The 18667-nt window shown below is 72.4% G+C and carries 18 protein-coding genes and 1 pseudogene; 14 read left to right on the forward strand and 5 right to left on the reverse strand.

Annotated elements, in window-relative coordinates:
• Together GT030_RS31110 and GT030_RS31115 are read right to left on the reverse strand one after the other, a co-directional pair.
• Nucleotides 1-328, reverse strand: a pseudogene (locus GT030_RS31110) (hypothetical protein); the annotation flags it as partial.
• 97 nt (nucleotides 329-425) lie between these two features.
• Complete coding sequence (locus tag GT030_RS31115; RefSeq protein ID WP_161203949.1) at nucleotides 426-593, reverse strand: hypothetical protein; 168 nt, start codon at nucleotides 591-593, stop codon at nucleotides 426-428.
• Between the two features lie 97 nt (nucleotides 594-690).
• On the opposite strand from GT030_RS31115, the gene fmt reads away from it, so the two are divergent.
• From fmt to GT030_RS31185, 14 genes are all read left to right on the forward strand, one after another.
• Nucleotides 691-1623: a methionyl-tRNA formyltransferase gene (gene fmt, locus GT030_RS31120; RefSeq protein ID WP_161203950.1), complete on the forward strand. Its 933-nt coding sequence runs from the start codon at nucleotides 691-693 to the stop codon at nucleotides 1621-1623.
• An 80-nt stretch (nucleotides 1624-1703) separates the two neighbouring features.
• A complete protein-coding gene (locus GT030_RS31125) occupies nucleotides 1704-3122 on the forward strand; it encodes a transcription antitermination factor NusB (protein ID WP_161203951.1) in 1419 nt (472 codons plus the stop codon).
• Nucleotides 3123-3300: 178 nt separating this feature from the next.
• Nucleotides 3301-3987, forward strand: a complete 687-nt coding sequence (gene rpe, locus GT030_RS31130) for a ribulose-phosphate 3-epimerase (protein WP_161203952.1) — start codon at nucleotides 3301-3303, stop codon at nucleotides 3985-3987.
• A 90-nt stretch (nucleotides 3988-4077) separates the two neighbouring features.
• The gene (locus GT030_RS31135; RefSeq protein ID WP_030810559.1) at nucleotides 4078-5121 is read left to right on the forward strand and encodes a sugar-binding domain-containing protein; all 1044 of its coding nucleotides are present in this window, start codon (nucleotides 4078-4080) and stop codon (nucleotides 5119-5121) included.
• Between the two features lie 73 nt (nucleotides 5122-5194).
• On the forward strand, nucleotides 5195-5647 hold the full coding sequence (locus GT030_RS31140) for a ribonuclease domain-containing protein (protein ID WP_161203953.1): 453 nt from the start codon (nucleotides 5195-5197) through the stop codon (nucleotides 5645-5647).
• Entirely contained in the window at nucleotides 5644-5979 is a 336-nt protein-coding gene (locus GT030_RS31145; RefSeq protein ID WP_161203954.1) for a barstar family protein, read from the forward strand. The genes GT030_RS31140 and GT030_RS31145 overlap by 4 nt, the downstream gene beginning before the upstream one ends.
• A gap of 126 nt (nucleotides 5980-6105) precedes the next feature.
• Complete coding sequence (locus GT030_RS31150) at nucleotides 6106-7548, forward strand: GuaB1 family IMP dehydrogenase-related protein (RefSeq protein ID WP_161203955.1); 1443 nt, start codon at nucleotides 6106-6108, stop codon at nucleotides 7546-7548.
• A gap of 332 nt (nucleotides 7549-7880) precedes the next feature.
• Nucleotides 7881-9365, forward strand: coding sequence for an amino acid permease (locus tag GT030_RS31155; protein WP_161203956.1), 1485 nt, complete (start codon nucleotides 7881-7883; stop codon nucleotides 9363-9365).
• A 29-nt stretch (nucleotides 9366-9394) separates the two neighbouring features.
• Nucleotides 9395-9847 carry an Lrp/AsnC family transcriptional regulator gene (locus GT030_RS31160; RefSeq protein ID WP_161203957.1) on the forward strand — a complete coding sequence of 151 codons (453 nt, stop codon included), beginning with the start codon at nucleotides 9395-9397 and terminating at the stop codon, nucleotides 9845-9847.
• A 106-nt stretch (nucleotides 9848-9953) separates the two neighbouring features.
• Nucleotides 9954-12158, forward strand: a complete 2205-nt coding sequence (locus tag GT030_RS31165; RefSeq protein WP_161203958.1) for a nitrate- and nitrite sensing domain-containing protein — start codon at nucleotides 9954-9956, stop codon at nucleotides 12156-12158.
• Entirely contained in the window at nucleotides 12148-12585 is a 438-nt protein-coding gene (locus GT030_RS31170) for a roadblock/LC7 domain-containing protein (protein ID WP_086693336.1), read from the forward strand. The genes GT030_RS31165 and GT030_RS31170 overlap by 11 nt, the downstream gene beginning before the upstream one ends.
• Nucleotides 12586-12591: 6 nt before the next feature.
• On the forward strand, nucleotides 12592-12972 hold the full coding sequence (locus GT030_RS31175) for a DUF742 domain-containing protein (protein ID WP_346009784.1): 381 nt from the start codon (nucleotides 12592-12594) through the stop codon (nucleotides 12970-12972).
• A gap of 185 nt (nucleotides 12973-13157) precedes the next feature.
• Nucleotides 13158-13952 (forward strand): carbon-nitrogen hydrolase family protein, encoded by a 795-nt coding sequence (locus GT030_RS31180; RefSeq protein ID WP_161203959.1) that lies wholly within the window; start codon nucleotides 13158-13160, stop codon nucleotides 13950-13952.
• A 50-nt stretch (nucleotides 13953-14002) separates the two neighbouring features.
• Nucleotides 14003-15700: an NAD(P)/FAD-dependent oxidoreductase gene (locus GT030_RS31185; RefSeq protein WP_161203960.1), complete on the forward strand. Its 1698-nt coding sequence runs from the start codon at nucleotides 14003-14005 to the stop codon at nucleotides 15698-15700.
• Between the two features lie 36 nt (nucleotides 15701-15736).
• Here GT030_RS31185 and GT030_RS31190 read toward each other — a convergent pair whose 3' ends face one another.
• The 3 genes from GT030_RS31190 to GT030_RS31200 form a co-directional block, all read right to left on the reverse strand.
• Entirely contained in the window at nucleotides 15737-16669 is a 933-nt protein-coding gene (locus GT030_RS31190) for an LLM class F420-dependent oxidoreductase (RefSeq protein WP_161203961.1), read from the reverse strand.
• 122 nt (nucleotides 16670-16791) lie between these two features.
• Complete coding sequence (locus tag GT030_RS31195; protein ID WP_161203962.1) at nucleotides 16792-17478, reverse strand: DUF5995 family protein; 687 nt, start codon at nucleotides 17476-17478, stop codon at nucleotides 16792-16794.
• A 91-nt stretch (nucleotides 17479-17569) separates the two neighbouring features.
• Nucleotides 17570-18667 (reverse strand): solute carrier family 23 protein (locus GT030_RS31200; RefSeq protein WP_161203963.1); only part of this gene is annotated, 1098 nt, incomplete at its 5' end.

The raw sequence follows: 18667 nt of genomic DNA on the forward strand, positions 1-18667 counted from the left end.
GGCGGTGCACGGCCTGCTTGGTGACGCCGAGCGCGGAGCCCACCGCGTCCCACGAGAAGCCGAGCGAACGGTCGAAGTCCACGGCCGCCGTCACCAGGGTCTCGACGCTGTCCCGGAGTTCCTGGGCGAGGCGGACCGTCGGGGCCGGGGCGCGTCCGTAGACGACGAAGCCGGTGGACGGGCCGGAGCGGCGGGGACGGTAGACGTTGCCGAGCTGGGCGGTGAGGGTGCGCAGCGCGTCCACCTGCCGGCGGACCCGCTCGATGTCGCGCACCAGCAAGTGCAGGCTGGCACGGGCCTGGGCGTCGTGCGTTGCGTGGTCGGCCATGAACAAGCCTCTCGAACCGGCGTTGAAAGGAAGTGGGCGGCCGAAGCGGCCCGAAGTGGTCAACTCTCTCTTGACCAACGCGTGGGCGCTCCGCTGGTCACGGGGTGGGGGCGTGCGGGGTGTGTTTGTACGCCGGGGTCTCCGACCCGCGCACCACCCGGCCGCAGTTGGCTGGGAAGCTGGACACCATGTGGGGGGCGATCGCCGTCGGCGGCCTCGGGCGGCCGGACGGCCGGGCGGCGGCGCCCGCGGTGCCCGTGGCCATCGTCCCGGCGTCCGTAGGCCGGCGATCCGGTGCCCCTCGGCAGTCATAGACTTGTCCGTCGGCCGTCTGCCGTCGTTCGAGAGGCTTGTTGTTGACCATGAGGCTTGTCTTCGCCGGTACCCCAGAGGTCGCCGTTCCCGCTCTGGACGCTCTGATCGACTCCGGTCGGCACGAGGTGGCCGCTGTCGTCACGCGGCCCGACGCGCCCGCCGGGCGGGGCCGCAGGCTGGTCGCGTCGCCCGTGGCCGAGCGGGCGGAGGAGGCCGGGATCGAGGTGCTGAAGCCGTCCAGCCCGCGCGACCCGGCGTTCCTGGAGCGGCTGCGGGAGATCGGCCCGGACTGCTGCCCGGTCGTCGCCTACGGCGCCCTGCTGCCCCGCGTCGCCCTGGACATCCCCGCCCACGGCTGGGTCAACCTGCACTTCTCGCTGCTGCCCGCCTGGCGCGGAGCCGCGCCCGTGCAGCACTCGATCATGTCGGGCGACCAGATCACCGGCGCCTCCACCTTCCTCATCGAGGAGGGGCTGGACTCCGGCCCGGTCTATGGCACCCTCACCGAGGAGATCCGCCCCACCGACACCAGCGGCGACCTGCTCACCCGGCTCGCCTTCGCCGGTTCCGGGCTGCTCGCGGCCACCATGGACGGCATCGCGGACGGCACCCTGAAGGCCGTACCGCAGCCCGCCGAGGGCATCACGCTCGCGCCGAAGATCACGGTCGAGGACGCCAAGGTCGACTGGGCGGCGCCCGCCCTGCGCGTCGACCGGGTGGTGCGCGGCTGCACGCCCGCCCCCGGCGCGTGGACCGTGTTCCGGGGCGAGCGGCTCAAGCTCGTGCAGGTCACGCCCGTGCCCGAGCGGACCGACCTCGCCCCTGGCAGGCTCGCCGTCGGCAAGAACAGCGTGCACGTGGGCACCGGTTCGTACGCGGTCGAGCTGCTCTGGGTGCAGGCGCAGGGCAAGAAGCCGATGCGGGCCGCCGACTGGGCGCGCGGCGCGCGGATCGCCGAGGGCGAGTCGCTCGGGGGCTGACACCCCGCGAGTGGGGGGTGACGGTCCGCCGACGTACGCTGGTGACCGCACCCCCTGACCACATCCGGAGCACCTTTCCCGTGAGCGAGCAGTCCCGTCGGCCGCACCGGCCCGCCAAGCCCTACCGGCGCCCCCAGAAGGACCCCGTCCGCGTCCTCGCCTTCGACGCGCTGCGCGCGGTGGACGAACGGGACGCCTACGCCAACCTCGTGCTGCCCCCGCTGCTGCGCAAGGCGCGGGAGAACGGCGACTTTGACGCGCGGGACGCCTCCCTCGCCACCGAGCTCGTCTACGGCACGCTGCGCCGCCAGGGCACGTACGACGCGATCATCGCCGAGTGCGTGGACCGCCCGCTGCGCGAGGTGGACCCGCCGGTGCTCGACGTACTGAGCCTCGGCGCGCACCAGTTGCTCGGCACGCGCATCCCCACCCACGCCGCCGTCTCGGCCTCGGTCGAGCTGGCGCGGGTGGTGCTCGGCGACGGGCGGGCCAAGTTCGTCAACGCCGTGCTGCGCAAGATCGCCCAGCACGACCTGGACGGCTGGCTGGAGCGGGTCGCGCCGCCCTACGACGAGGATCCCGAGGACCACCTCGCCGTCGTCCACTCCCACCCCCGCTGGGTCGTCTCCGCGCTGTGGGACTCCCTCGGCGGCGGCCGCGCCGGCATCGAGGAACTCCTCGCGGCGGACAACGAGCGTCCCGAGGTCACCCTCGTCGCACGGCCCGGCCGGTCCACCCCCGAGGAACTGCTGACCGAGGACGCGGCCGTGGCCGGTAACTGGTCCCCGTACGCGGTACGCCTCACCGAGGGCGGCGAGCCGGGCGCGGTGGAGGCCGTGCGCGAGGGCCGGGCCGGTGTGCAGGACGAGGGCAGCCAGCTGGTCGCCCTCGCCCTCGCCAACGCGCCCCTGGACGGCCCCGACGAGAAGTGGCTCGACGGCTGCGCCGGCCCCGGCGGCAAGGCCGCGCTGCTGGCCGCCCTGGCCGCCCAGCGCGGTGCCACCCTGGTCGCCTCCGAGAAGCAGCCGCACCGTGCGGGCCTGGTGGCCAAGGCACTGGCGGGCAACCCCGGCCCGTACCAGGTGATCACCGCCGACGGCACCCGTCCGCCGTGGCGCCCCGGCACCTTCGACCGTGTCCTGATGGACGTCCCCTGCACCGGCCTCGGCGCCCTGCGCCGCCGACCCGAGGCCCGCTGGCGCCGCCGCCCCGAGGACCTCGAGAACTTCGCCCCGGTCCAGCGAGCCCTCCTCCGTACCGCCCTGGACTCCGTCCGCGTGGGCGGAGTGGTCGGCTACGCCACCTGCTCGCCCCACCTGGCAGAGACCCGGGCAGTGGTGGCCGACCTCCTGAAGCAGCACCCCGACACCGAACTGATCGACGCCCGCCCCCTCCTCCCCGGCGTCCCCGACCTGGGCGAGGGCCCCGACATCCAGCTCTGGCCCCACAAACACGGCACGGACGCGATGTACCTGGCCCTGATCCGCCGCACGGCGTGAGCAGGTTCTCGACGGCCTGCCCCTGATCCCGGGCGCCCTGGAAACCCGGCCCGGGCGAGTCAGCTCAGGGGCGCGGGGAACTGCGCGAACAACCCCCACCGGGCCGGCACCCGAAGAACAACCGCACCTCCGATGGCCCGGCGCCGCACCCCCCGGAGGGGCATGGCAGGCTTGGTCCATGGCCGCGCAGATCAACCCCAGCATCCTGTCCGCAGACTTCGCCCGCCTCGCCGACGAGGCGAAGGCGGTCGAGGGCGCCGACTGGCTCCACGTCGACGTCATGGACAACCACTTCGTCCCGAACCTCACGCTCGGCACCCCCGTCGTGGAGTCCCTGGCCCGGGCCACGGACATCCCGCTGGACTGCCACCTGATGATCGAGGACCCCGACCGCTGGGCCCCGCAGTACGTCGAGGCGGGCGCCTCCTCGGTGACCTTCCACGTCGAGGCGGCGCACGCCCCCGTCCGGCTCGCCCGCGAGATCCGCGCCAAGGGCGCCCGCGCCGCCATGGCCCTCAAGCCCGCGACGCCGATCGAGTCGTACGAGGACATGCTCCCCGAGCTGGACATGCTGCTGATCATGACGGTAGAGCCGGGCTTCGGCGGGCAGGCGTTCCTCGACATCACGCTGCCCAAGATCCGCCGTACCCGCGAGCTGATCGCCAAGCACGGCCTGCAGATGTGGCTCCAGGTCGACGGCGGTGTCTCGGCCGAGACGATCGAGCGCTGCGCCGAGGCGGGGGCGGACGTCTTCGTCGCCGGATCGGCCGTGTACGGGGCCCAGGACCCGGCCGAGGCGGTCCGGGCGCTGCGCGCGCAGGCGGACCGGGCGATCACCGATTCGACCCGGGCGTGCGGCCACTGAGCCACGCCAAGGTGAACGGTTGAGAGAAGGCCGCCCATCAGGGCGGATTCACGGCGCCGGATCTGCGAGGATGAACGGCGAATCCAGAGTGTGAACAGCAGTGAGGAGAGCGCCGTGTCGGGTATGTCGGCGGGCCGGTCAGCCATGCGGATGGGACCCGCTGAGCTGGTGCAGGCGGCGGCCATGGCCCGCCGCTTCTACCTGGAGGGCAAGTCCAAGATCCAGATCGCCGAGGAGTTCGGCGTCAGCCGCTTCAAGGTGGCCCGGGTCCTGGAGACCGCCCTCGAACGGGATCTCGTCCGTATCGAGATCCGCGTCCCGGCCGAGCTGGACGCGGAGCGCTCGGACGCGCTCCGGGCCCGGTACGGCCTCAGGCACGCCGTCGTGGTCGAGTCCCCGGCCGACGCCGAGGAGACCCCCGACCCGGAGAACCTGGGCGAGGTCGCCGCCGACCTGCTCGGTGAACTCGTCGACGAGGGCGATGTCCTCGGCCTCGCCTGGGGCCGCTCCACCATCCACATGGCGGCCGCGCTCGACCGGCTTCCGCCCTGCACGGTGGTGCAGCTGACGGGCGTGTACGACGCCGGGACCGCGGAGCGCGGCTCGGTGGAGGCCGTCCGCCGCGCCGCCCAGGTGTCCGGCGGGGACGCCCACCCCATCTACGCGCCGATGCTGTTGCCGGACGAGGCCACGGCCGCCGCCCTGCGCAACCAGACCGGGATCGCCCGCGCCTTCGAGTACTTCGACAAGGTCACGGTCGCCTGCGTCTCCATCGGTTCCTGGGAGCCGGGCATCTCCACGGTGCACGACATGCTCAGCGACGAGGAGCGCGCGCACTACGCCTCGCTCGGCGTCGCCGCCGAGATGTCCGCGCACCTCTTCGACGCCGACGGGCGCCGGATCGGACGGGACCTGGGGGAGCGGTGCATCACGGTCAAGACCGACCAGTTGCGCCGTATCCCCGAGGTCGTGGCCATCGCGGGCGGGCAGCGCAAGGCGCCGGCGATCGACGCGGTGCTGCGCTCCGGGCTGGTCACCAGCCTGGTGACGGACACCTCGGCCGCGGACTACCTGCTCACCGCGGGCGCCGCGCCGAAGCCCGCGCTCAGCCGCGCCGACCCCGACGGGGTCTGAGTCCCGGCGGGGCGCGAGGACGGATTCCTGCGGGAGGCTGCCACGGCGGGCGGGCCGTGGCAGCATCTGCGGCATGCTGTCGCGGTTCGTCCCCCGGATCCTGAAGAGAAACAGCGGCCGGGCACTTCTGCTCGCCGGTGTGCTGGCCGTCCTCGGTGCCCTGCTGGCCGGCTGCGCCGGTACGGACACGGCCACCGAGCCCCCGGCCGCCTCCCGGAACGCCGCCTCGGTCCCGGCCTGGGCCGCGGGCATGCCCACCGTCCCCGAGTCCCGGCTGCCCGTCGAGGCCCGGCGCACCCTCGCCCTCATCGACAGGGGCGGCCCCTACCCGTACGCGCGGGACGGGATCGTCTTCGGGAACTTCGAGGGCCGTCTCCCCAAGCACCAGCGCGGTTACTACCACGAGTACACCGTGCCCACCCCCGCCTCCGGCGGCCGGGGCGCCCGGCGCATGGTCACCGGGGACGGCGGGGAGTTCTACTACACCGATGATCATTACAACTCGTTCCGGGCGGTGCTGAGATGAGCGAAGACCTTGTCGACCGGGTCGCGGTCACCCTCGACCTCAAGGGGGTCCGCGACAAGGCCGGGCTGATGGACCGGGTGGTGACCGCGCTGAACCTGCCCGACTGGTTCGGCCGCAACTGGGACGCCCTGCTGGACTCCCTTTCCGACACCACCGTCTGGCCGCCGGCCGCCGTCGAGCGCGGGCTGCTGATCGTCGTACGGAACTGGGAGCCGTTCGCCGAGCTGAACGGGCAGGAGTGGCGCATCGCGCGGGACGTGTTCTCCGAGGCGGTGGACCGCACCTCGTTCCTGGACGTGATGCTCGCCCTTGGAGGAACCTCCGAGCTGTGACCGCCGGTCCCTGGAGGTTCCGTGAGGGCATGGTCAGGGCCCTGGCATGGGAGAATGAAGTACGTGCTCTTTCCCCCTGGCGCACCCGTCAGGGGGTCACCTCTGATCGACTGGGATGTGCGGCACGTGCGTTTCCTCAATGACATCCAGCCCGCCTACGACCTGACGTACGACGACGTCTTCATGGTGCCGAGCCGATCGGCGGTCGGCTCCCGGCAGGCGGTGGACCTCGGCTCTCCCGACGGCACCGGTACCACCATCCCGCTGGTCGTCGCCAACATGACCGCCATCGCGGGACGCCGGATGGCGGAGACGATGGCCCGGCGCGGCGGCCTGGTGGTCATCCCGCAGGACATCCCGATCGACGTCGTCACCGAGGTCGTCTCCTGGGTCAAGAGCCGCCACCTCGTCCTGGACACCCCGATCGTGCTGTCCCCGCACCAGACGGTGGCCGACGCGCTGGCCCTGCTGTCCAAGCGGTCGCACAACGCCGGTGTCGTCGTGGACGCCGACTACCGTCCCCTCGGCGTCGTCACCGACGAGGACCTCAGCGGGGTCGACCGCTTCACCCAGCTCGAAGTGGTCATGTCCCGCGACCTGCTGCTGCTCGACGCCGGCATCGACCCGCGCGAGGCGTTCAACATCCTGGACGCGGCCAACCGCCGCTACGCCCCGGCCGTCGACGCCAAGGGCCGCCTGGCCGGCATCCTCACCCGCAAGGGCGCCCTGCGCGCCACCCTGTACACCCCCGCCGTGGACGCCGACGGCAAGCTCCGCATCGCGGCGGCCGTCGGCATCAACGGCGACGTGGCGGGCAAGGCCAAGCAGCTTCTCGACGCGGGCGTGGACACCCTCGTCATCGACACCGCGCACGGCCACCAGGAGTCGATGATCAGCGCGGTCCGCACCGTGCGCGCCCTCGACCCCCAGGTGCCGATCGTCGCGGGCAACATCGTCTCCGCCGAGGGCGTCCGCGACCTGATCGAGGCCGGCGCCGACATCGTCAAGGTCGGCGTCGGACCCGGCGCCATGTGCACCACCCGGATGATGACCGGGGTGGGCCGCCCGCAGTTCTCCGCCGTGCTGGAGTGCGCCGCCGAGGCGAAGAAGCACGGCAAGCACGTGTGGGCCGACGGCGGTGTCCGCCACCCGCGCGACGTCGCCATGGCGCTCGCGGCCGGTGCCTCCAACGTCATGGTCGGCTCCTGGTTCGCCGGCACCTACGAGTCGCCCGGCGACCTCCAGCAGGACGCCGACGGCCGCCTGTACAAGGAGTCGTTCGGCATGGCGTCCGCCCGTGCGGTGCGCAACCGCACCTCCGAGGAGTCGTCGTACGACCGCGCCCGCAAGGGGCTCTTCGAGGAGGGCATCTCCACCTCGCGCATGTTCCTCGACCCGGCCCGGCCGGGCGTGGAGGACCTGGTCGACTCGATCATCGCGGGTGTCCGCTCCTCCTGCACCTACGCCGGTGCCGGTTCGCTGGAGGAGTTCGCGGAGAAGGCCATCGTCGGCATCCAGAGCGCGGCCGGATACGCCGAGGGCATGCCCCTGCACGCCAGCTGGAGCTGATCACCCGCTCGTTCCCCGTGCGGCCCCCGCCCCCCTCTCCGGGAGCCGGGGGCCGTACGTGTGCGGGGCCGTCCCGAAGGCTCCTGGGCCGCCCGGACGTCACCTCGCACAACCATCGAAAAGCCCAGCGCAACGAACACGCGCCGGGATGCGATGAACGCAACGATCTTGCGGAGATGCGCAAGGTTGCTCCATTACGCCCGTGAAACCCGAACTCATAGGGTCGGGCGCTGTACACAGGCGTGGCGGGGACCCCGCTCGGCGGGTCCCGGCTGTCAGGGGTTCCGCCGGTCCCCGTCCTCTTCGACCGGCAGCGATGAAGGAGCCAGCGCGTGCTCGACCAAGGCGCACCCCTGCAGTCCCCAGCCACCGCCGCCCCGTCCTCCCCGGGCCTCGGCGCGCGCCTCATGCGCCGCAAGCCGGTGGAACGCCTGGTGCAGGAGGGCGGACACGGTGAGGGAGGCTCGCTGCGGCGCTCCCTCGGCCTGTGGCAGCTCACCATGATCAGCATCGGTGCCACGCTCGGCACCGGCATCTTCGTCGTCCTCGGCGAGGCCGTCCCCAAGGCCGGGCCCGCGGTCACCCTGTCGTTCGTCATCGCCGGTCTGACGGCGCTGTTCTCGGCCCTCTCCTACGCGGAGCTGGCCGGCACCATCCCGGTCGCCGGCTCCTCGTACTCGTACGCGTACGCAACGATGGGCGAGCTGATCGCCTGGATCTGCGGCTGGTGCCTGGTCCTGGAGTACGGCGTCTCCGTCGCGGCCGTCGCCGTCGGCTGGGGCCAGTACCTGAACGAGCTGCTGGACGGCACCATCGGCGTCACCATCCCGGACGCGCTCTCGGCGCCGCCCGGTGACGGCGGCATCTTCAACCTGCCGGCGCTGATCGTCGTCCTGCTCGCGATGGCGTTCCTGCTCGGCGGAGCCCGCGAGTCGGCGCGCGCCAACACCATCATGGTGGCCGTGAAGATCGCCGCGCTGGTGCTGTTCTGCGCGATCGGGGTACAGGGCCTGCGCTCCGGCAACTACGAGCACTTCATGCCGCTCGGCATGGCGGGCGTCAGCGCGGCCGGCGCCACCCTGTTCTTCTCCTACATCGGCTTCGACGCCGCCTCCACCGCCGGCGAGGAGGCCAAGGACCCGCAGCGCGACCTGCCGCGCGCGATCATGCTCTCGCTGGTCATCGTGACCGCGCTGTACGTCCTCGTCGCGGCCGTCGCCGTCGGCGCGAAGCCCTGGCGGCAGTTCGGCGACTCGGAGGCCGCGCTCGCCGAGATCATGAAGGACGTCACCGGGCAGACCTTCTGGGGCACGCTCCTGGCGGCCTGCGCCGTCATCGCGATCGCCAGCGTGGTGCTGACCGTCCTCTACGGCCAGACCCGCATCCTGTTCGCGATGGCCCGCGACGGCCTGGTGCCCAAGGTGTTCGCCCGGGTCCACCCGAAGACCGGCACGCCCCGCGCCAACACGGTCATCGTCTCGCTGTTCTGCGGCGTCCTCGCCGCCGCGATCCCGCTCGGCCAGCTCGCCGATGCCACCAGCATCGGCACGCTGTTCGCCTTCGCGCTGGTCAACGTCGCCGTCGTGGTGCTGCGCCGGACGCGCCCGGCCATGCGCCGCACGTTCCGGGTTCCCTTCGCTCCGGTGATGCCCGCGATCGGCTTCCTGCTGTGCCTGTGGATGATGGCCTCCCTCTCCGCCGTCACCTGGGTGGTCTTCGGAGTCTGGATGGCCGTCGGGCTCGTGTTCTACTTCAGTTACGGCTACCGCCGGTCCCGGATGGCGAACGCGGAACCCGCCGTCGCCGAGCAACCGTAGAACTCCTCCCAGAAAAGTAACCACCCGCAGTGCTGAACGATCTCGACGAACGCATCGTGCACGCCCTCGCCGAGGACGCCCGCCGCTCCTACGCGGACATCGGGCAACAGGTCGGCCTGTCCGCGCCCGCCGTGAAGCGGCGCGTGGACCGGCTGCGGGCGACCGGAGCCATCACCGGGTTCACCGTCCGGGTGGACCCGGCGGCCCTCGGCTGGGAGACCGAGGGGTACATCGAGATCTACTGCCGCAGCAACACCTCGCCGGAGACCATCCTGCGCGGTCTGGAGCGCTATCAGGAGGTGGTGGCCGCGTCCACCGTCACCGGGGACGCGGACGCCATCGCCCAGGTCTTCGCCTCCGACATGCGGCACTTCGAGCGGGTCCTGGAGCGGATCGCGGGGGAGCCCTTCGTGGAGCGGACCAAGTCGGTGCTGGTGCTCTCGCCACTGCTGCGCCGCTTCTCCTCGGGCGCGCCGGGCTGACCGGCTGGGGGTGCGGCCGGGCTACCCAAGGTAACCATTGCGCTCCCCGGAGCGATCCCGTAGGTTGTCCGGCACTTTCTACCCACTGGTAACCGGCAGGTGATCCATGCGTTGGCCCCTCTGCCGTCCCCGGACCGTCCGCGCCCGGATCGTTGCCCTGGCCCTGGCCCCGGCTCTCGCCCTGACGGTGCTGTGGAGCTTCGCCATGGTCTCCGTCACCGGCGAATTACGGGCCCTGATCCGGCTCCAGGGGGTCTACGAGGACTACGGCACCCCCGTGGACACCGCGGTCGGACAGATCCAGATCGAGCGCCGCCTGTCCGCGGCCTATCTGGGCGGACCGCGCACGACCGCGCCGGCCGCCGCCCTCCTCGCCCAGCAGCGTCGCACCGACCGCGCGGTCGGCGCGATGCGGCGGGCCATGGCGAGCGGCGACCGGGACCGGCTCACCGCCCGGCAGCGGCGGGCCCTGGACGCCATGGTCACGGCCACCGGGAAACTGGAGGCGCTGCGCCGTGACGTACTGGCGCGGCGGATCGTCTGGGACCGGGCCGTCACCGAGTACAGCGCCCTCGTCGAGCCCGGCTTCGCCGTCCAGTCCGCGCTCACCGCGCTCCAGGCCGGACAGCTCGCCCGCGAGGCGCAGATCCTCGTCGAGCTGGTGCGCGTGAGGGAGTTCGTCTCCAGGGAGGACGCCCTGGTCGCCGGGGCGCGAGCCGCGGACACCCTCACCCCCGCCCAGTACGCCCTGCTGACCGCCACCATCGAGGACCGCCGGGTCTTCGAGCGGACCTACGCGCCCGACCTGCCCGCCGACTCCCGCGCCCTGTACGAGAAGTTCCGCGACGGCGGTCCGCACCGGGCGCTGGTACACGCGGAGGACGCGCTGCTCGCCGCCGGGGCCGACGGCGCGGACGAGGCCGTCGCCGCCGACACCTGGCGGTCGGTCGCGGACCGGGCCGTGCACAGCTACATGCGGATGTGCTCGAGCGCCGCCGAGCACTCCGCCGCACGCGGACGGGCCTTCGCCTACCGGGAGTTGACCAAGGCAGCCGTCGTCGGCGCGATCGGGCTGGCGGCCGCGGCCCTCTCCCTGTGGCTGGCGGTACGCGGTGCCCGGCGCGTCTCCCGGCGGCTGGAGAACCTGCGCGACGCGGCCGACCTGCTCAGCACCCGCCAACTCCCGGACGTGATGCGCCGGCTGAGCGCGGGAGAGCGGGTCGACGCGGTCGCCGAGGCCCCGCCCCTCACCGCCGGCGAAGCGGGCGACGACGAGATCGGCCAGGTCGGCCGCTCCTTCAACACCGCCCGGCTGGCCGCCGTCGAGGCCGCCGTCCACCAGGCCACCCTGCGCCAGGGCCTGTCGGCGGTGCTGCTCAACATCGCGCGCCGCAACCAGGCGCTCGTCCACCGGCAGTTGAAGCTCGTCGACACGCTGGAGCGGCGCACCGACGACCCGGACGTGCTGAGCGAGCTGTTCCGGATCGATCACCTCACCACCCGGATGCGCCGCCACGCCGAAAGCCTGATCATCCTCTCCGGAGCCGCACCCGGCCGCCGCTGGCGCGGACCGGTACCGGTGGCGGACGTGGTCGCCTCGGCGGTGAGCGAGATCGAGGCGTACGCCCGCGTCGTGGTGCCGCCGATGCCGGGCGACGGGATCGCGGCCGACGCCGTCGCCGACGTCGTGCACCTGCTGGCCGAACTCCTGGAGAACGCCACCCTGTTCTCGCCCCCGCACACCGAGGTCACCCTGCGCACCGGGCACGAGGACGGCCGCCTCGTCCTGCGCGTCGACGACCGGGGCCTGGGCCTGGACGCCGCACAGCACGAGGAGGCCGCACGCACCCTGCGCGACCCCGACGCCTTCGACCCCACCCGGCACGACCGGCTCGGCCTGTACGTGGTCGGCCGCCTCGCCGCCCGGCACGGCATCGAGGTCAGCCTCGGGGAATCCCCCTACGGGGGCACGACCGCCACGGTGCTGATCCCCGCCGGGGTGCTGGCGGCCGTCGAACCCACTCGGGCCCGCCCCGCCCCCGCACCCCTGAGCCCCCGCAGACCGGTGCGCACACCGGTACCGGTGACTCCGGGCACCGCAGCGCTGCCCACCCGCACCCGGCAGGCATCCCTCGCCCCGGAACTCCGCGCCGACCCGCCGCCCGCCGACGACACCCCGCTCGGCGCGGCCGACCCCGAGGAGATGCGGGCCCTGTTCGCCGCCTTCCAGCGGGGCCTGAGCGACGGCCGCAACGGCATTCCCGCCGACGTCAACGCCGACGAAGGGACGGACACCGACGATGTACGGTGACGATCTGAACCCGGAGAACCCGGCCGTGCCCGAGGGCGCGCCCGGTACCGACCTGGGCTGGCTGCTCGACGACCTCGTCTCGCGCACCGAACACGTCCGCCAGGCCGTGCTCCTGACCGCCGACGGACTGCCGCTCAGCAGCTCCGACGGCATGCGCCGCCGCGACATCGAGCACCTGTCCGCCGTCTGCTCGGGCCTGCAGGGGCTCGCCGACTCGGCGGGGGAGCGGTTCGCGGCCGGCGAGGTCCGGCAGACCATGGTCATGCTGGAGGACGCCTACCTCTTCATCACCCCCGCCGGACACGGCAGCCGGCTCGCCGTACTGTGCGAGGCCCGCACCGACGTGGGGCAGCTGGCCCACGAGATGGCCCTCCTCGTCCGCCGCCTCGGCCGTCATCTGGACGCCGCGGCCCGCTCGGCGCCGTGACCGTCGGTGGACGAGGACTACTGGTACGAGGAGGACACCGGGGCGATGGTCCGCCCCTACACCGTCACCCGCGGCCGCACCCGGCCCTCGGCGCGGCACGCCATCGACCTGATGTCACGGGTCACGGCACTGGAACCCGGCCCGGACGGCCCCGGTGTCGACCACGCCCGCGCGGCGCTGCTCGGCCATGTGCGGCGCGGCCCGCGCCCGGTCGTCGAGCTGGCGGCCGACGCCGACCTGCCGCTCACCGTGGTCCGCGTCCTCCTCGGTGACCTGGCCGAAGAGGGGCTGATCCGCATCGACGCGCCCCGCCGCCTCCCGGTCCACGACGGCGCCGCCGACCCCGAGCTGCTGCGGGAGATCGTACGGCGGCTGCGCGAGCTGTAGCCGCTTTCTACGCGCGTGCATCCGTGGCACGCGCAATGAATCGCCGCCCCACGGCTTGTCGACGCAACGAACCGCGCACCGGCGCGCAACGGGTGCTTCTTGTCCGGGTGAACGCGCCGCCCGTACCGTCTTACTGGCTTCCCCGTGCCCCCCCGAATCCCCCTTTTTCCCGGTGAGGAACACCCATGCGCACCGCCCTGCTCCAGAGCTCCGGCCGCCCCGGTTCCGTCGCCGAGAACCTCAAGGTCCTCGACGAGGCCGCGGGCCGCGCCGCCGAGGCGGGCGCCGGGCTGCTGGCCGCACCGGAGATGTTCCTGACCGGGTACGCGATCGGCGGCGAGATCCCGCACCTTGCCGAGCCCGCCGACGGCGACTCGGCCGACGCCGTGGCCGACATCGCCACCCGGCACGGCCTGGCCATCGCCTACGGCTACCCCGAGCGCGACGGCGACACGGTCTACAACTCCGCCCAGATCATCTCGGCCGAGGGCGCCCGGCTGGCGGGCTACCGCAAGACCCACCTCTTCGGCTGCTTCGAGCGCGACCACTTCACGCCGGGCGAGCGGCAGGTCGTCCAGACCGAGCTGAACGGCCTCACCGTGGGCCTGCTGATCTGCTACGACGTCGAGTTCCCGGAGAACGTCCGCGCCCACGCGCTGGCCGGCACCGACCTGCTGATCGTGCCGACCGCGCAGATGCACCCGTACCAGTTCGTGCCGGAGTCGATGATCCCGGTGCGCGCCTTCGAGAACCAGATGTACGTGGCCTACGTCAACCGGGTCGGCCAGGAAGGGGAGTTCGAGTTCGTCGGGCTCACCACGCTGGCCGGGCCCGACGGGGTGGCCCGCGTCCGCGCCGGGCGCGCCTCGGCCGAGCTGGTGTTCGCCGACGCCGACCCCGCCTTCCTGGCCGCCTCCCGCGAGGCCAACCCGTACCTGAAGGACCGCCGCCCCGGTCTGTACGGCTCGCTCACCGCCTGAACCTCCCCCACAGTTCGTCGCAGTACTTCCGCGCAAGGAGTCCGTACCCCATGACGTCCACGGTGCCCAACGCCGTCGAGCACGCCGACGAGCAGCAGCCGCCGATCACCATGTTCGGCCCGGACTTCCCCTACGCCTACGACGACTTCCTCGCCCACCCGGCGGGGCTCGGCCAGATACCGGCGACCGAGCACGGCACCGAGGTCGCCGTCATCGGCGGCGGCCTGTCCGGCATCGTCGCCGCGTACGAGCTGATGAAGATGGGCCTCAAGCCCGTCGTCTACGAGGCCGACCAGCTCGGCGGCCGGCTGCGGACCGTCGGGTTCGAGGGCTGCGACGAGTCGCTGACCGCCGAGATGGGAGCGATGCGCTTCCCGCCGTCCTCCACGGCCCTCCAGCACTACATCGACCTCGTCGGCCTGCACACCCGGCCCTTCCCGAACCCGCTGGCCGAGGGCACGCCGTCCACCGTCGTGGACCTCAAGGGCGAGTCGCACTACGCGGAGACCGTCGAGGACCTCCCGCAGGTCTACCGGGACGTCGCCGCCGCGTGGGGCAAGTGCCTGGAGGAGGGCGCCGACTTCTCCGACATGAACCGCGCCATGCGCGAGCGTGACGTGCCGCGCATCCGCGAGATCTGGGCGAAGCTGGTCGAGAAGCTCGACAACCAGACCTTCTACGGCTTCCTCTGCGACTCCGAGGCGTTCAAGTCCTTCCGGCACCGCGAGATCTTCGGCCAGGTCGGCTTCGGCACCGGTGGCTGGGACACCGACTTCCCCAACTCCATCCTGGAGATCCTGCGCGTCGTCTACACCGAGGCCGACGACCACCACCGGGGCATCGTCGGCGGCTCACAGCAGCTCCCGCTGCGCCTGTGGGAGCGCGAGCCGGAGAAGATCGTCCACTGGCCCTACGGCACCTCGCTGGCCTCCCTGCACCTGAACGGCGAGCCCCGCCCGGCCGTGACCCGGCTGAACCGCACCTCCGGCAACCGGATCACGGTCACGGACGCCAATGGAGACATCCGGACCTACCAGGCGGCCATCTTCACCGCCCAGTCCTGGATGCTGCTCTCCAAGATCGCCTGTGACGACTCGCTCTTCCCGATCGACCACTGGACCGCGATCGAGCGCACCCACTACATGGAGTCCTCCAAGCTCTTCGTGCCCGTGGACCGGCCGTTCTGGCTGGACAAGGACGAGGAGACCGGCCGGGACGTCATGTCGATGACGCTCACCGACCGCATGACGCGCGGCACCTATCTGCTGGACGACGGCCCGGACAAGCCCGCCGTCATCTGCCTCTCCTACACCTGGTGCGACGACAGCCTGAAGTGGCTGCCGCTGTCCGCGAACGAGCGGATGGAGGTCATGCTGAAGTCGCTCGGCGAGATCTACCCGAAGGTCGACATCCGGAAGCACATCATCGGCAACCCGGTGACCGTCTCCTGGGAGAACGAGCCCTACTTCATGGGCGCGTTCAAGGCCAACCTGCCCGGCCACTACCGTTACCAGCGCCGCCTGTTCACGCACTTCATGCAGGACCGGCTGCCCGAGGACAAGCGGGGCGTCTTCCTCGCCGGTGACGACATCTCCTGGACGGCCGGCTGGGCCGAGGGCGCGGTCCAGACCGCGCTGAACGCGGTCTGGGGCGTCATGCGGCACTTCGGCGGCGAGACCGACCCGACCAACCCGGGCCCCGGCGACGTGTACGACGAGATCGCGCCCGTCGAGCTGCCCGAGGACTGAGCCGCAGGGATTGAGAAGGCGCGCGGTGGCCGGGGTTCAGACCCCGGCCGCCCGCGCCTTCTCGTACAGCTCGGCGGCGGTGTCCTTCAGCTCGGCCGCGTCCCGTGCCTCGCTCTGGACGTCCAGGAGTATCTCCGCGTCCGGAACGATGCCGGTGTGCGCCGCGATGTCCGCAGTGATCTGATCGGTGTCGCCCTCGAACAGCGGGCGGTCCGCGGCGGTGTTCGGCTTCGCGGCCACCCTCGCGTTGACCCTGATGACCGTACGGACGGGCTCCGTGCGCCCGGTTTCCTCGGCCAGCTCCCGCAGGTCGCGCCACTGGGCGGAGAGCTGCTCGGGACCGTAGGCGCCCGGCAGCCAGCCGTCGGCCCGCTCCACCAGTCGCCGCATCGCCCGCCGGTTGGTCGCGGCCAGCAGGACCGGGATCGGCCGCACCGGCTTCGGGCCGACGATCGCGGAGGCGATGTCGGTCGTCTTGCCGTGATGGACGACCGGATCAGGCCCCCATACGGCCCGGCACACCGCGATCACCTCGTCCAGCGCCGTGCCGCGCTCCTCGAAGGGGAGCACGCCCGAGGCCGCGTACTCGTCCAGGGACCAGCCGGTGCCGAAGCCCGCGACGACCCGCCCGCCGCTCACCGCGTCCAGCGTGGCCAGCGACTTGGCGAGCTGGAACGGCAGGTGCAGCGGGGCCACCAGCACGCTGGAGCCCAGCTCCGCGCGCGAGGTCGCGGTGGCGGCCAGGGTGAGGGTGACCAGCGGGTCGGCCACGCCCCGGTACCCCTCGGGCCAGGGCAGACCCGGTATGCCGTACAGGCCCTGGGTGGCGGGCTCCGGGACCAGGGCCCGCTCGAAGACCCACAGGCTGTCGTAACCGATCTCCTCGGCGGCGCGTGCCACGTCGGGCACGTCCCTGCCGAGGTCGTACTGGCGCATCTGGGGAAGGCCGAGGCCGAGCCTGGTCGTCATACCGGTGCTCCTTCGCGTCGGGACGCCTCTTCAACGCGCGGCCCTCGCCCGGCTGTTCCGTAAGTCACCCGATGGGGTGAGTTCCGGCCACGTCGGTTCACCTCGGTCCACCTCGGTCCACCTCAGTCCCCGAGTGGAGTGAGCAGCATCCGCCCCGCGAAGCCGACCGCCGCGTCCAGCCGGGCCGTGAACTCCTCGGCCATGTCACCGCAGCGGCGCAGCGCCCACAGCACCCGCGCCGCCGACCAGGTGGCGTCGCGGGCCCGCTCCAGGCTCCACGCGCCCAGCAGATGCGTGATCGGGTCGGCGATCTGGAGCAGGTCGGGGCCCGGCATCAGGTCCTCGCGGATGCGCTCCTCCAGCTCGGCCAGCAGCTCGCCCACCCGGTCGAACTCGTCCTCCAGCTCGGCCGGCGCACACCCCAGCGCCCGGCAGGTGTCGACCACGGCGAGCGCCAGGTCGTGCCCGATGTGCGCGTTGATACCGGCCAGCGCGAACTGCAGCGGCCGGACTCCGGGATGGCGGCGGAGCTGGAACAGCGGGCGCCAGCAGGCGGGCGGAGGGCGGTCGTCCTCGACCGCGTCCACGGCCGCGAGGTACCGCTCCGCGAACCGGACGTCCAGCGCGGCCGCCGCGCACGCGTCCGGGAACTCCCCGGCGTCCAGCCGGTGGTCCACCTCCTCGGTGACGGTGAGGTAGACCCGGTTGAACACGGCGACCCCGTCTCGCTCGGGCAGCGCCGCGTCGAGCGCGCGCATCCGGGTCAGGACGGCGTCGACAGGGGTGGTGGAGTATCGCGGCAGCACCATGGGGGAAGGGTGGCAGCCGCGCCCCGGCCGGTGGGCCGACCGGCCCGGTGCTTCGCCGGAACGAGCGAACGCCGGGCCGGTGCGGCCGCCGCTACGGCTTGCCGGACCCGTCGGCAGGGCCCTCGGCCGGCTTGTCGTACGACGAGGTGCCCTCGTCCAGCAGCGGCTGCTGCGTCTTCAGATGGGCCGGGGCGAAGGCGCGCAGGGCGTGGTAGCCGGTGATGACGACCAGGGTGCCCAGCGCGATGCCGCTCAGCGAGAAGGTGTCGGTGAACTTCATGGTGACGTTGCCGACGCCGATGATGATGCCCGCGGCCGCCGGGACCAGGTTCAGCGGATTGCGCAGGTCCACCTTGCCGTGCAGCCAGATCTGGGCGCCGAGCAGGCCGATCATGCCGTACAGGATGACGGTGATGCCGCCGAGGACACCGCCGGGGATCGCGGCCACCACCGCGCCGAACTTGGGGCAGACGCCGAACAGCAGGGCGAAGCCGGCGGCGGCCCAGTAGGCGGCCGTGGAGTAGACGCGGGTCGCGGCCATCACGCCGATGTTCTCGGAGTAGGTGGTGTTCGGCGGACCGCCCACCGCGGTGGACAGCACCGAGGCGACGCCGTCCGCCGAGATCGCGGTGCCGAGCTTGTCGTCCAGCGAGTCGCCCGTCATCTCGCCGACGGCCTTGACGTGGCCGGCGTTCTCCGCGACCAGCGCGATCACCACGGGCAGCGCTACCAGGATCGCCGACCACTGGAACGTCGGCCCGTGGAAGGAGGGCAGCCCGATCCAGTCCGCCTTGGAGACGCCGGAGAGGTCCAGGCGCCAGTGGTCGGTGACCTTGCCGCTCGCGTCCGCCGAGTGGATCTTGCCGAGGGTCAGGTCGAAGATCCAGGAGATCAGATAGCCGAAGACCAGACCCAGGAAGATGGCGATGCGCGACCAGAAACCGCGCAGGCAGACCACGGCGAGCCCGGTGAACAGCATCACCAGCAGCGCCGTCCACTGGTCCTGCGGCCAGTACGTCGTCGCGGTCACCGGCGCCAGGTTGAAGCCGATCAGCATGACCACGGCGCCCGTGACGATCGGCGGCATCGCGGCGTGGATGATCCGCGCGCCGAACCGCTGCACCGCGAGACCCACCAGGAACAGCACCACACCGACCACGAGGATCGCGCCGGTCACGGTCGCGCTGCT

The sequence above is a fragment of the Streptomyces sp. SID1328 genome, assembly GCF_009865595.1.
Classification (GTDB): domain Bacteria; phylum Actinomycetota; class Actinomycetes; order Streptomycetales; family Streptomycetaceae; genus Streptomyces; species Streptomyces griseoluteus.

Coding starts and splice junctions, on each gene's coding strand:
- GT030_RS31190 (WP_161203961.1), bottom strand. CDS start 16,669: ATGACGACCAGGCTCGGCCTCGGCCTTCCCCAGATGCGCCAGTACGAC.
- GT030_RS31115 (WP_161203949.1), bottom strand. CDS start 593: ATGGCCACGGGCACCGCGGGCGCCGCCGCCCGGCCGTCCGGCCGCCCG.
- GT030_RS31180 (WP_161203959.1), top strand. CDS start 13,158: ATGCGCACCGCCCTGCTCCAGAGCTCCGGCCGCCCCGGTTCCGTCGCC.
- GT030_RS31185 (WP_161203960.1), top strand. CDS start 14,003: ATGACGTCCACGGTGCCCAACGCCGTCGAGCACGCCGACGAGCAGCAG.
- GT030_RS31170 (WP_086693336.1), top strand. CDS start 12,148: ATGTACGGTGACGATCTGAACCCGGAGAACCCGGCCGTGCCCGAGGGC.
- rpe (WP_161203952.1), top strand. CDS start 3,301: ATGGCCGCGCAGATCAACCCCAGCATCCTGTCCGCAGACTTCGCCCGC.
- fmt (WP_161203950.1), top strand. CDS start 691: ATGAGGCTTGTCTTCGCCGGTACCCCAGAGGTCGCCGTTCCCGCTCTG.
- GT030_RS31140 (WP_161203953.1), top strand. CDS start 5,195: ATGCTGTCGCGGTTCGTCCCCCGGATCCTGAAGAGAAACAGCGGCCGG.
- GT030_RS31145 (WP_161203954.1), top strand. CDS start 5,644: ATGAGCGAAGACCTTGTCGACCGGGTCGCGGTCACCCTCGACCTCAAG.
- GT030_RS31195 (WP_161203962.1), bottom strand. CDS start 17,478: ATGGTGCTGCCGCGATACTCCACCACCCCTGTCGACGCCGTCCTGACC.
- GT030_RS31165 (WP_161203958.1), top strand. CDS start 9,954: ATGCGTTGGCCCCTCTGCCGTCCCCGGACCGTCCGCGCCCGGATCGTT.